The sequence below is a fragment of the Mycobacterium sp. IDUB_5 genome (assembly GCF_055419565.1).
This window is the reverse complement of record NZ_JBVAXX010000007.1, coordinates 265,679-278,387: the sequence shown is the minus strand read 5'-3', so window position 1 is coordinate 278,387 and position 12,709 is coordinate 265,679. Positions and strand designations below refer to the sequence as shown.

The 12,709-nt window shown below is 67.9% G+C and carries 12 protein-coding genes; 6 read left to right on the top strand and 6 right to left on the bottom strand.

Features of this window, described 5'->3' with window-relative positions; genetic code table 11:
- Nucleotides 1-2 precede the first annotated feature (2 nt).
- From ACZY1G_RS23880 to ACZY1G_RS23865, 4 genes are all read left to right on the top strand, one after another.
- On the top strand, nt 3-476 hold the full coding sequence (locus tag ACZY1G_RS23880; RefSeq protein ID WP_463823781.1) for a ribose-5-phosphate isomerase: 474 nt from the start codon (nt 3-5) through the stop codon (nt 474-476).
- Between the two features lie 65 nt (nt 477-541).
- Nucleotides 542-1,648 (top strand): allophanate hydrolase-related protein, encoded by a 1,107-nt coding sequence (locus ACZY1G_RS23875; protein ID WP_463817610.1) that lies wholly within the window; start codon nt 542-544, stop codon nt 1,646-1,648.
- A 3-nt stretch (nt 1,649-1,651) separates the two neighbouring features.
- Entirely contained in the window at nt 1,652-2,452 is an 801-nt protein-coding gene (locus ACZY1G_RS23870) for an Fpg/Nei family DNA glycosylase (protein WP_463823780.1), read from the top strand.
- Nucleotides 2,453-2,494: 42 nt separating this feature from the next.
- The gene (locus tag ACZY1G_RS23865; RefSeq protein ID WP_463817607.1) at nt 2,495-4,183 is read left to right on the top strand and encodes a cation:proton antiporter; all 1,689 of its coding nucleotides are present in this window, start codon (nt 2,495-2,497) and stop codon (nt 4,181-4,183) included.
- On the opposite strand, the gene ACZY1G_RS23860 is transcribed toward ACZY1G_RS23865, so the two are convergent.
- The 3 genes from ACZY1G_RS23860 to ACZY1G_RS23850 form a co-directional block, all read right to left on the bottom strand.
- Nucleotides 4,180-4,998: a DUF1542 domain-containing protein gene (locus tag ACZY1G_RS23860; RefSeq protein WP_463823779.1), complete on the bottom strand. Its 819-nt coding sequence runs from the start codon at nt 4,996-4,998 to the stop codon at nt 4,180-4,182. The genes ACZY1G_RS23865 and ACZY1G_RS23860 overlap by 4 nt on opposite strands.
- 86 nt (nt 4,999-5,084) lie before the next feature.
- On the bottom strand, nt 5,085-6,125 hold the full coding sequence (locus ACZY1G_RS23855; protein ID WP_463823778.1) for a hypothetical protein: 1,041 nt from the start codon (nt 6,123-6,125) through the stop codon (nt 5,085-5,087).
- Between the two features lie 290 nt (nt 6,126-6,415).
- The gene (locus tag ACZY1G_RS23850; protein WP_463823777.1) at nt 6,416-7,609 is read right to left on the bottom strand and encodes an FAD-dependent monooxygenase; all 1,194 of its coding nucleotides are present in this window, start codon (nt 7,607-7,609) and stop codon (nt 6,416-6,418) included.
- A 78-nt stretch (nt 7,610-7,687) separates the two neighbouring features.
- Here ACZY1G_RS23850 and ACZY1G_RS23845 point away from each other — a divergent pair, with 78 nt between their 5' ends.
- Entirely contained in the window at nt 7,688-8,251 is a 564-nt protein-coding gene (locus ACZY1G_RS23845) for a TetR/AcrR family transcriptional regulator (RefSeq protein WP_463823776.1), read from the top strand.
- Nucleotides 8,252-8,264: 13 nt separating this feature from the next.
- Here the strand turns inward: ACZY1G_RS23845 and ACZY1G_RS23840 are convergent, their stop codons facing one another.
- The 3 genes from ACZY1G_RS23840 to ACZY1G_RS23830 form a co-directional block, all read right to left on the bottom strand.
- On the bottom strand, nt 8,265-9,230 hold the full coding sequence (locus ACZY1G_RS23840) for an SDR family oxidoreductase (protein WP_463817601.1): 966 nt from the start codon (nt 9,228-9,230) through the stop codon (nt 8,265-8,267).
- 111 nt (nt 9,231-9,341) lie between these two features.
- On the bottom strand, nt 9,342-10,208 hold the full coding sequence (locus ACZY1G_RS23835) for a helix-turn-helix transcriptional regulator (protein WP_463823775.1): 867 nt from the start codon (nt 10,206-10,208) through the stop codon (nt 9,342-9,344).
- Nucleotides 10,209-10,303: 95 nt separating this feature from the next.
- Nucleotides 10,304-11,221 carry an MBL fold metallo-hydrolase gene (locus ACZY1G_RS23830; RefSeq protein WP_463823774.1) on the bottom strand — a complete coding sequence of 306 codons (918 nt, stop codon included), beginning with the start codon at nt 11,219-11,221 and terminating at the stop codon, nt 10,304-10,306.
- Nucleotides 11,222-11,385: 164 nt separating this feature from the next.
- Here ACZY1G_RS23830 and ACZY1G_RS23825 point away from each other — a divergent pair, with 164 nt between their 5' ends.
- Nucleotides 11,386-12,699: a DUF1800 domain-containing protein gene (locus ACZY1G_RS23825; protein WP_463823773.1), complete on the top strand. Its 1,314-nt coding sequence runs from the start codon at nt 11,386-11,388 to the stop codon at nt 12,697-12,699.
- Nucleotides 12,700-12,709: the final 10 nt, after the last annotated feature.

Below are 12,709 nucleotides of genomic sequence, written 5' to 3'. Positions count from 1 at the left end.
CCATGCGTGTCTATCTCGGAGCCGACCATGCCGGATACGAGCTCAAGCAGGCCGTCGTCGAGCATCTGAGCGCGACCGGCCACGAGCCCGTCGACTGCGGCGCCTTCAGCTACGACGCCGAGGACGACTACCCGGCCTTCTGCATCGCCGCGGCCGAGAAGACGGTCGCCGACCACGGAAGCCTCGGTATCGTGATCGGCGGCTCCGGCAACGGCGAACAGATCGCCGCCAACAAGGTACCGGGCGTCCGCTGTGCGCTCGCATGGAGCGTCGAGACGGCCCAGCTGGCCCGCGAGCACAACAATGCCCAGGTCATGGGGATCGGCGGGCGCATGCACACCACCGAGGACGCGCTCGCGATCATCGACGCCTTCCTGGCCGCAGCCTGGTCCGAGGCGCCGCGCCACCAGCGGCGGATCGACATCCTCGCCGAGTACGAGAAGACACACGACGCGCCGCCCGTTCCGGGAGCCTGAACATCAGCCGGCGCGACGACGCCGATGTCGCGGACATCGCTGAAAGCCGCGGCGGCACAGGCCCGTTGACCGGCACGCGGCTTGTTGTCGGCGACACCCTCGGCGTCGCCGACGCCGTCTCGGCGCTGCGCGATGCTGGTGCCGTCGTGGTGGGCACGACCAACCTCGACCGATGCGCTGCCCGCGTGGCCGCCGGGGAAGCCGACATCGCCATCGCCACGGACGCCGCCGCACTGCCGGGCATCGTCGGGATCACGCCGACCGCCGGGCTGTTCAGCGCCGACGAATCCCGCACTCGCATCACCATTCTCGCGCCCACGCTGACGCTCGCCGACGCCGCGATGGCGATTCTCGCCACCGGCGCACCGTCACGGCCATGGCCGGCGGACACCCGGTTGGCCGCGCCGCCCACCCCTGTCGTGGGAATCCCGGACGACCTGTCTTCTCTCGACAAGCCATGGCACGCGGCGTTCACCGCAGCCGTCGACCACGTCGTCCGCAGCGGTGCGACAGTCGAACAGATCCACCGCGCTGTGGACGGTGAAAGCTCAACTGCTCTCCGCCGATTGCTCGACGCAACAGTCGACGCGCTCCTGGTACCGACGTCCGTGCGCGTCAGCGTCACCGAGGACATGTGCGGGGTCGCGGTCCCGGCGGGGCGCGCGGGCGTCACCGTCCTGGCCCGTGCGTTCGACGACGCCGTGGCGCTCGACATCGCGGCACGACTCACCACCGATCCGGCGCCGCTTCGAGCGTGGCCGCTCGCCGTTGCCGAGCACACCGAGCTCGTGGTGTTCGGTGCCCATCTGCGCGACGGACCGCTGGTGTATCAGCTCACCGACCGGGGTGCCCGGTTCGCCGGCGAGATCACCACTGCGCCCAGGTACCGCATGACCGCGCTGCCGACCACGCCGCCCAAACCCGGGGTGACGCGGATGCCCGACGGTGTCACCGGCGCGGCGCTGACAGGACACCGCTGGCTTCTGTCGCCCGCGGCACTGGGCCGATTCCTGACCGAACTGCCGGCGCCGATGCAACTCGGCAAGGTCGAGTTCGCCGACGGAACCTGGCGGACGGCTTTCGGATGTGACGGATCGGTCGAAGGTGTCGACGTCAGTCATTACGGCAGCTGGCCGGCTGCCGTGGCCGCGGGAGCGGTACCGCAGACTTAGGGGATGCCCGAAGGTCACACTATTCACCGCCTCGCGCGGCAGCACCAGCGGATGTTCAAGGGCCAGCGCGTTGCGGTGAGCAGCCCGCAGGGACGGTTCATCGACGGTGCCGATGCGGTCAACGGCAAGGTCTTCACCAGGGCCAGCGCCTACGGCAAGCACCTGTTCCATCACTACGGCGGCGACCGCATCGTGCACGTGCACCTCGGCCTGTACGGCAAGTTCAGCGTGTTCGACGTCGAGGACGGCGTGCCCGACCCGGTGGGCCAGGTGCGGATGCGCATCGTGGGCACTCAGCGCGGCACCGACCTGCGCGGACCCACGGCCTGTGAGGTGATCACCGAAGCCGAGGTCTCCGAGATCCTCGCCCGGCTGGGTCCTGACCCGTTGCGCAAAGACGCCGACCCCGGTACGGCGTGGACGCGAATCCACAAGTCCCGCAGAGTGATCGGGGCGCTGCTGATGGACCAATCGGTGCTCGCCGGTGTCGGTAATGTGTACCGCAACGAACTTCTCTACCGGCACCGCATCGACCCGCACCGCCCCGGAACCACGGTCGAGGCGAACGAGTTCGACGACGCCTGGACAGACCTCGTCGAGTTGATGAACGTCGGTGTACGCAAGGGCCGCATCATCACCATCAGACCCGAGGACGACCACGGCCTGCCCTCGTACGGGCCGAGACGCCCGCGCACGTACGTGTATCGCCGCGCCGGTGACCCGTGCCGCATCTGCGGCACACCGATCCGCACCGAAGTGCTCGAAGGGCGCAACCTGTTCTGGTGCCCCACCTGCCAGAGCTGATTCCGGTGGGCGCCCGACCGCCCGACCCGGCAGAATCACCGGGTGGAATTGATCCTGGTCGTCGTCGGAGCCATCGTCGTCACCGCGGTGGCGCACCGCCGAGGGCTCGAACCCGCCCTGATCATCGTCGTCGTCGGCATCGCCGTGTCCTTCCTGCCCGGTTTCACAGCGCCTGAACTCGATTCGCACATCCTGCTGTCGGTGGTGTTGCCGCCGCTGCTGTACTCGGCCGCGCTGGACTTCTCGTTCCCGACGTTCCTGCGCAACATCAAGCCGATCCTCGGGCTCGGTGTCGGTCTCGTCGTCGTCACCGCGTTCACCGTGGCCCTCGTGTCGTCGTGGTTGGTCGTGGTGCCGTTGACGTTCGGCACCGCTCTGGTGCTCGGTGCCATCGTGGCCCCACCGGACGCCGTGACCGCCGTGGCGGTCGGTCGCAAACTCGGACTGCCCAAGCGGGTCATGTCGATCCTCACCGGGGAGAGCCTGATCAACGATGCGGCCGCCCTGGCGCTGTTCTCCGTGGCGGTCGCGCAGGTGGCCGGCAGCCGCACGTTCATCGACAACCCGCTGCTGCTGTTCGGCTACAGCGCGGTGCTCGGGCCACTTGTCGGGGCCGCACTCGGCTACATCACGCTGTGGATCAGGCGACGTCTGGCCAACCCCGCGCTGGAGACGGTGCAGGGACTCATGGTGCCGTTCGCCGCGTTCATCGTCGCGGAGGAGATGCACGCCTCAGGCGTGTTGGCCGTGGTGGTCGCCGGGTTCGTCGTCGGCAGCGGAACGGTGGACGCCGGCTACCAGACCCGCCTGCAGGAGCGATACGTCTGGAACTCGGTGGACGTGCTGCTCGAGGCGTTCGTGTTCGCCTACATCGGCCTGCATCTGCGCTTCGTGCTCGAGGATCTGCGCCAGGCCCACGAGTCGCTCGTCGAGGTCGCCGTCGCGTCGGCGATCGTGCTGCTGATCGTGCTCGTCATCCGCCCGCTGTCGGTGTTCGCGATGTTCAGCAGGGGAGTGCTGTCCCGTCAGGTCGAAAAGCGGCTCAGCGTGCCGGTTCCCGCTCAGGGTGGGCGTGGCGCACTGGGCACCAGACGGCGTGCGGCGGTCCCGCCGCGGTGGCGTTCACGCATCGACAACCGGGCGCTGACATGGCAGGAGAACGTCGTGGTGTCGTGGACCGGCATGCGTGGAGTGGTCACTCTCGCGGCTGCGGCGGCGATTCCGGTGACCACGGCAGCGGGCGACCCGTTCCCCGAACGGGCGACGATCCAGGCCATCGCCTTCGTCGTCAGCGTCGGAACGCTTCTCCTGCAGGGTGCGACGTTACCGCTGCTGATCCGCCGCCTCGAGCTGTCCGCCGCCGACGACAAGATGTACACCGCGGCAGAGACGGAGAAGGCAGAACAGGTGGTGCATTCCGCGGCCGCGTCAGTGCTCGCCGAGTTCCGGGCCAACCCGCCGGCCGGACTGGATCCCCGGGTGCTCGCCGAGATCCGCGGGGTCGTCGCCAGGCATTCTCAGGACGCCGACGAGATGCCGGACCCGGACGCCCACACCCCGCGCGCCGAGATCTTCGCCCAGCTCTACCGGGACGTGTTGTCTGCGCAGCGGCACGCGTTGATCGCCGAGCGTGACGAGGGGCGCATCGACGACGAGGCGGTGCGGGCGATGCTCGAACGCCTCGATCTACAGGAGGCCGGCGTATCGGCTCGGCTGGAAAGCCGGTTCTAGAAGTCGAACCCGCCGCCGCCGAAGTCGCCGCCGCCGAAGTCCCCACCGCCGAAATCGCCGCCGCCCCAGTCGTTTCCGCCGCCGTCCCAGCCACCGCCGGTGTCGGCGCCGTCGAAGCCTCCGCCGTCGAGCTGGCCCTGTTCCATACCGTCGGCGAACCCGTCGCCGTAACCGTTCTCGAATGCGTTGGCGTCGTAACCGACTCCGGCCATGCCGGAGAACAGTGACGTGAACAGCAGCGCTGAACCCACGCCCCAGGCGCCCGCCACCAGGGCCGGCTTCCACCACGGCTCCGAGTACCAGCCTGCGGGCACCGGACGTCCTGCGACCCGCCCTCCGGGGTAGTAGTTGGGGGTGCGTTGCGACGGTGTCGGCGACGCCTCGATCTGGCGCCCGTCGAAGTCGACGCTGCGATCCTCGGTGACGGCACCGGCCGTGCGCTGTCCGGACAGCGTCTCCAGATCCGGGCCCGGGTCCATGCCCATCGCTGTTCGCGCCGCGCGCACGTAATACAGCCCTTCGACCGCGCTCTCCTTCGCCAGCGCCGCCTGCTTCACGGTGGTGGCCTGGTCGATCTGCGAGGACGCGGCGGTGTAGCGCTCGGATGCGTCGGCCAGCGCCTGCTTGGAAGCGTCGTCGGTTCCGGTCAGCGCGTACACCTGACCGCCGAGGCGCTCGATGAGACGACGGGCGTCGGCCTTCGCATCGGCCAGTGAGGCTGCGCTGCGCTGACCGGATGCCTTCGACGATGCGTACATGGCGATGCCGATCGCCGCGACGACCAGCACGATGAGGAGTAGAAGAACGCCTTCCATGGTTCACAGCGTACCGACAGGTCGTCGATGCGCCCGGTGTCGTTTCGGGCCGTCGCCCTGCTACGAGCTGCGGGGTTCGCGTCCGGTCACGACGCCGACGCCGCGCGCTCGGCCCGCCGCTGCGCGATCCGATCCTGCAGGCGCGGACGATCCTTCTTCGTCGCCCGTGCCGGCGTGCTCTTGTCCTTGTCGGCAGCAGCGGTGCCGGCAGCAGCGGTGTCGGCGGTGGTCGACTGCTGTCGTTCCGACAGTCGGGAGAACAGCTTCCGCACGACGCCCTGCGACTCGGTCTTGTCCCGTGTCGACGTCGTGGTCGTGGTCTCAGCCGGTGCCGTCACCGTCGCCTGTGTCACCGTCGGTGTGGCCGGGTACGTCGGGGAGGGCAGGACCACCGGGCGCTGCCGCTTGCCGGGCAGGTAGTACTGGCTCTCGATGCCCGGCCGCAGCGCCTTGTCCTGGGCGGCGATCTGCTCCGGTGTCTTGGTACCCGGGTAGATCAACGGCAGGGGATAAGTGAGGAAATACCGAGTGGTGGACCCGGTTCGCGGATCGGTGTAGGTCACCGCCGGGTTGGAGAGATCGAGGCCGTTGTACCCCTCGCGGTGGACTCTCTGACTGAGGTTGTACCGGGCGAAATTCGCGGTTCCCGCCGGAACGTCAGCGACGATGTCGTACTGCCGCAGGACGAACGTCGCGTTTGAGCCGACGCCATCCGCCAGCGTCGGATGGCGATTGAAGATGTTGATGTTGCCGGGTGTACTGGGCGCACCGAGAAGATAGAACTGCGTGGTCGTGTCCTCCGGGTGAGTGTTCAGGTACTCGATGGCGGCGTCGGTGGAGTCGGAGTAGGTCCAGATCGTGTTCTGGCCGGGGTGTGCGGCGACGTAGTCCTCGATGGCCTTCGCGCCGCGCGCGAGGCTGGCGGCGTTGGGGTTGAAGTTGGCATAGGGGATCACGTCGCATCCCGCGCCCGGATCGCAGCCCTGGCCTGCCGGCGCCGCGATGCTGGCGTAGTCCACCTTGGCGCCGAACAGGCCGGTCATGTAGGCGACATCTGCCACGGCGGGCGTCGCGGACAGCAGCGCTGCGGCCGCCACCATCGGAAGTGTGGCGATGACTTTGTTCATGGATGTCGTCCTTCCGACTGTGAGAAAGCAGCAGCGACTGCTCCGGCTACGGGTTTGCCCGAATTGCTCGCGAGTAATCGTTGTCGCACGCGTCAACTCGTGACGATTTGGTCATACAGCAAACAGCGAACGGGCAGTACACGGCGATTGGCTTCTGCATGCACGCAGAGATATCGCGACATATGGCCCCCCATTCGTCGTCGGCGATGCTACGCCGGCCCGGGGGAGGCAGCACCCCCAATCGTGAATGTGCCGGGCAGGCAGGAGAAATTTGCCTGCGGCGCCGTCGCTCAGGCTGCCGCGAGGGCTTCACGGGCGACGCTCTGCGCGTCGTAGCTGTTGACAGCGATCCGGTCGAAGATGGCCTCGATACGGCGGGCTTGCTCGTGCGGATCGAGATCGGTCGACCGATAGATGCGCCCCGCTTCGCGCGCGCCGTCACGGACTTGGCGTGTCCGCGCCGACCGGAGGTCCTGGTAGAGCCGTAGCCGCGACGGCAGGTCCACGCGCGGACACCCTCGCAGGACGCTCGCCAGCGTGATGGCGTCCTCGACCGCCTGGTTGGCGCCCTGGCCCAGGTGCGGCACGACGGCGTGCGCCGAGTCCCCGAGCAGCGTGATGTGCCGCCCGGACCAGTTCGACGCCGGCTCGCGGTCATAGATGCCCCAGCGGAACGTCTCGTCCATGCGCTCGATGATGTCGAGCACCGGTTGATCCCAACCGGAGTACGCGGCGGCGAGTTCGCCAACATCGCCGGGTGCGGTCCACGATTCGGTGACGTCGAGGTCGGTCGGCACGAACGCGACGACGTTGAGGAGGCGCCCCGCGGACACCGGATAGACGAGGAAGCTGCGACCCGGTCCCATCCACATCGCGCAGGCGTCCATCGCAGCGACGGGTGCGATGCCCGCGAGACGCTCGGCGGGAATCAGCCCGCGGTAGGCCATGATGCCTTCGCTGACGGGGCGGGTGGGTTCGCTGACCAAGCCCTGCAGACGCGAATGGATGCCGTCGGCGGCGATCAGCAGATCGGCGTCGACGGCACTGCCGTCGGCGAACCGGATGGTCACCTCGTCGTCACCGTCGCACACCTCGATCACCTTGTGGCTCAGCATGATCGCGGTGTCGGGCAGTGCGTCGGAGAGGACCGCCTGGAATTCACCGCGGTGCAGGAACATCGTGCGGGCCGGATCGCCGAAAGAGAGTCGGGACGGTTCGCCGGCGACCGGTTGACCGCCGGCAGTGCGAAAGAGATAGTGCGAATACTGTCCGGCGACCGCGCGCAGCCGCTCGCCGATGCCGAGACCGGCGAAGACCCTGGCCCCGTTGGGAGCGATAGACACCCCGGCCCCCAGCGCGCGCAGCTCTGATGCCTGCTCGTAGACCCGGGCGTCGATTCCGTGTGTGCGCAACGCCAGCGCCGCGGTCAGCCCGCCGATGCCCGCGCCGACGATCGCGACCCGCAGTGTGTCCTCGTCCGCCATGGTCAGCTCCTCTTCGATAATTCATGTACCGATCGGCACATGATTGACGTTAGACGTACCGATCGGTACGTTCAAGTGATGCCCCGCACAGCCGACCCCGAGCGCCGGGCCGAACTGCTCCGGGCGGTCGTGGGGTACCTCGAAGAGCGCGGCGTTGCCGACATGTCGCTGGCGCCTATGGCCGAGGCGCTGGGCACCAGCAAGCGCATGCTGCTCTACTACTTCGGCGACCGCGGGGAGCTGCTGGCGCAGGCGATGGCGGCCAGCCGTCCCGACGCAGGCGCGATCTTCGACGGCGTGGCCACCGCCGACGACTTCGTCGCGGCTGCGCGCACGCTCTGGCGAGCGATCACCCGCGGGCGGCAGCGCCGCAGCGTCTCGCTCCTGCTGCAGGTCCTCAGTCTGGCCATCACCGATCCGGGCACCTACCAGCCCTACGCGGACGACGCCGTCACCGTGATGCTCGACCCGATCGCCGCCGCCTTGGCCGGTCTCGGCGTCGACACATCAGACGCCCGGGTGCGAGCGACGCTGGTGGTGTCCGGGCTGCGCGGACTGTGCCAGGACGGCCTGGTCACCGGTGACCGGGCGCGGGTCGACGCTGCGGCGGAGCGGGTGATCGCCGCTGCCATCGCAGACTGACAAGCTCAGGGGCTCAGAGTTTCGGGTGCGGCGACGCGGGCGTGTTGTCGAACTCCAGTCCGACGAGCCTTTCCGACAGCTCCCAGAGCCTGGCTGCCTCGGTGGCATCGCGCGCAGGCTTGTAGACCTCCTGCTCGGCAGCCGGGCCGGAGAGATGCTGGAAACCTCTGGGGCCGTACAGCTTCCCGCCGCGAGCGTCGGGATGCGTAGCGGCATACAGTGCCGGGAGCATCCCCTCCTCGGCGGACCGGTTCACCAATCCCAGTCGGGCGGCCACCCGAACTGCGCGAAGGCCTGGCGTATCACGTGCGCGCCCGAGCGCCGGCTGCGCGGCGAGAAGGTTGGTCGGTGTGACACCCGGGTGCGACGCATTGCTGGTGATGCCCCAGCCATAGCGCTGGCTTCGACGGTCCAACTCGAGGGCGAACATCAGGTTGGCGATCTTGGACTGGCTGTAGGCCTTCGATTCCGAGTAGGTCGACTCGAAGTCGGGGTCGTCCCAGTTTATTTCGTTGAATCGCGCGGAAACGCTGGTCTGCGTGGTCACGCGGGCCCGTCCTGCGGCCAACAGCGGCAGGAGCCGCGCAGTGAGCGCGAAGTGCCCGAGATGATTGCTGCCCCACTGCAGTTCGAACCCGTCAGCGGTGGTCTGTCGGCTCGGTGGGCTCATGACACCGGCGTTGTTGATCAACACATGGATGGGCCGACCCTCGCTGATGCACTCCCCGGCCAGATCGGCGACGGACTGTAGTGACGACAGGTCCAGCGACTTCAGTGTGATTTGCGCCCGGGGGGTGTTGGTGCGGATCCGTTCGACGGCCCGCCGGCCCTTGTCGGCATTGCGCACCGGCAGGATCAGCTCTGCGCCGGCAGCTGCCAGTCGATCGGCCAGAGCGAGGCCGATGCCGTCGCTCCCGCCGGTGATCATGATCGATCGCCCTGTCATGGTGGGAACCGCCGCATGCTCTGGCGTCGCCATCTCGGTCTCCTCGTCGCGTGGCTGTGGGTGCAGTCCCGACGTTGTCACTGTTTTCGCCGCGCGTTCAGGACGCGTCTATCCCAGGAGTGCCCGTCCCTCCCTGCGGGCGCGTCAGCCCGGGCTGACCGCATCCACACGTGCCTCGCGCATGTACGCCTCCGGATCGGAGCCCAGTGCGCAGAGTTTGGCGTGGCTCGGCGTCCCGGGTTCGGCAGTGAACACCAGCAACGTGTGCAGTTGTGTTGTGTCGTACAGGATCTGGCAGTAGAGATCCAGTACGCCCAGCGTCGGGTGCACGACACGCTTGGACATTTCGTGGGGGAGATCCACGTCGTGGCGCTCCCAGCACTCGACGAATTCCGGGCTCCGCTCCAGCAGATGCTCGACGATGTCGGCTGTCCGTGAACCCGGCCCGTCGCGCACGAACCCCGTCCGTGCGGCTGCGACGTACGACCGCCCGATCTTCTCGTGGTCCTCGACCGGGTAGATGTGCCGGCTGTCCTCGTCGGTGAACCATCGATACAGCACGCTTCGTGCCATCCCCTGGTGTCGGGTCTCATCGCCGAGCAGGGCCCGTGCTGTCGGCGTCTGCACCAACGTCTCCCCGAGAGCAGACATCACCTGCGCCGGAGTGTCCTGCAGTCGGTCCAGAATGCGCATCATCGCGGGACTGACGTGATCGCTGACCGGCGTGCGGGCAGGTGCATTGTGCCCCGCGAGCCGGAACAGGTGATCACGTTCGTCCAGGGACAGCCTCAGCGCTCTGGCCAGGGCGGCCACCACTTCTGCCGACGGTTGCGAGCCGCGTTGCTGTTCCATCCTGCTGTAGTAGTCCGTCGAGATCATCGCGAGAGCCGCAACCTCCTCACGACGCAATCCGGCGGTCCGCCGCCGCAGGCCGGCGGGCAACCCGACGTCGTCCGGTGTGAGTGCCTGGCGCCGGTGGCGAAGGAATTCGGCGAACTGGGCCTGCTCCATGTCGCCATTGTCCCCGACCGTGGGCTGCCCACCCAGGGACGGACAACTGGAATTGTCCTCCGTGCTGAGACGGCACCGCCTCTACACAGCGCGCGTCATCGTGGTGGCGCAGCGAGGACGTCGGTCGCGATGGGCTCCCAACGCGCCACGCCGCTGTCACCGCGGATGACACGGCCGAACGGCTGGTCTCCGAAATGGACGGCGAACGCTTCGGTGTCGGGTTGGCAGAGTTCGTCGAGAAGGCGAGCGCGCGCCTCGGGTACCAGATCGGGCGCCGTGTCCGGAGCCGATCCCCACGCGGGATGGCTCAGCTGCGCGGGAGTGTGAAAGGCGTCGCCGAAGGCGATCATTCGCCGGCCAGACGGTGAGGTGATCACATAAGACGTGTGTCCGGCACTGTGTCCCGGTGTGATGAGCGCGGTGACACCCGGCAGAATCTCTTCGCCGTCGGTCACCCGCCGCAGAGTCGAAAGCCGTTGCATGGGTTCGATGATCGTGTCGTGGTCGCATGCTCCAAGGGGGTGTTCGCCGCGCTGAAACGGCTGCAGTTCGAGTTCGGCGACGACATACTGCGCGTTGGGGAACGTGGGAACTCTGCGGCCACCATCGCCGTCGACGAAAGCCCATCCGGCGTGGTCGACACGGAGGTGGGTGAGCGCGAAGACGTCGATGTCCTCGGGGCTGACGCCGACCGATGCCAGAGTGGCCAGGAATGCGCCACAGTCGGTTCGTCCGATTTCGTTCGTGGTCTGAACGTCGCCCAGCCCAGCGTCGATCAGCAGCGTGGTGTCGTCGGTTGACTGGACGATCAGTCCGCCCGCGGACATGGCGATATCGCCCTCTGGACCGATCTCTTCCGGATGCTTGTCCCAGTACCACTGCGGAACCGCGCGCAGGAACGCCTCTGCCGACAGCCACATGGCACCGTCGACGACATAGGTGAATGTCAGCTCGCCGATCGAACGACGCCGTTCCGATGACTGTTCGCCGATCCTGCCGATAGTGGTTCTCATAGACGGACCTCCGAGCTCAGGAGCAGGTGCTGACCTCTCACCCAGACTGCCAGCTCGCCGCATCGACGATGTCGAGCCTGTTCTGACGTGCACCCCAGCCAACTGCCAGGTTGTGCGGTCACAGTGGCTGTCATGTCCGAATCGCGTGGCCCCGGAACCTAAGGGTGCCGAGTCAATCGGCGCAGTGGGTCACCACGGCTCGCCTGTTGCGCCGCATGGGCTTCGGCACCACCGGGGCCGCGGTGGATGCCGCGGTCGGCGAGGACTGGTCCGCTCACGTCGACCGCGCGCTCGCCGCCGATCCGGAATCCGATCCTGGTGCCGTGGCCACACCGATGCCGACGTTCGACATCCCCGAGCCACCCGGGAAGTCAGCCTCCGCCGAGGCGCGCAAGCAGTATCAGCACGCACTGGGTCGGCAGATGGATCAGCTCGCGCAGTGGTGGCCGGCCCGCATGGCGGCCGTCGGTGAGCCCGTCGGGGAGAAGCTGACCCTGCTGTGGCACAACCACTTCGCGACGTCGGCGGCGAAGGTACGCACCGCTGCATGGATGGCCGCCCAGAATCGGACATTGCGAACGCTGTGCCTCGCCGACTTCCGCACCTTGTCCTATGCGATGTTGACGGATTCGGCGATGCTCGACTGGCTCGACGCGCAGACCAACACCGCCCGCTCGGCCAACGAGAACCTGGCGCGAGAGTTCATGGAGCTGTTCGCGCTCGGTCACGGCAACGGCTACACCGAAGACGACGTCCGATCCGGGGCACGGGCATTGACGGGCTGGGTGCTGAACCGGGGCGGGGAACCCTCGATGAAGGCCAATCGGCACGACGACGGCGTCAAGACCCTGCTCGGGGTCACCGGCAACCTCGACGCCGCGCAGTTCTGCGACATCGTTCTGGCGCAACCACATTCGCCGACCTACGTGACCGGCAGGCTGTGGAGTCAACTCGCTGGAGGCGATCCGTCTCCGGCTGCATCGGCACGCTTGAGCGCGGCCTATGGACCGAACCGGGACCTGCGGGCACTCACCCGGGCGGTGCTCACCGATCCGGAGTTCGTCGCCGCCCGGTCGGCGATGGTGAACACGCCCGTCGAATGGCTCGTGGGGGTGGCACGGTCACTCGGGGTGTCATTGGCGAACGAAAAGCATTCTGCCGCCACGCAGTCTGCGCTGAGGACGCTCGGTCAGCGGCCCTTCTTCCCTCCTGACGTCGGGGGATGGCCGCACGGTCAGGTGTGGCTGTCGACAGCCAGCACCTCGGTGCGGTTCTCGACGGCGGCGGCCTTGGCGACGGGCGCCGACCTGTCGACCATCGAGCAGGCCGCACCTGGCGACCGGCTTGACGCCGTGGGCTACTTCATCGGCATCGGCGACTGGACCGACAGGAGCGTCGCCGCGTTGACGCCGCTCGCGTCCACCCCGCACAGCCTCGTCGCTGCCGCGGTCAACACCCCCGAATACCTCACGTCGTAGGGAACAGAGG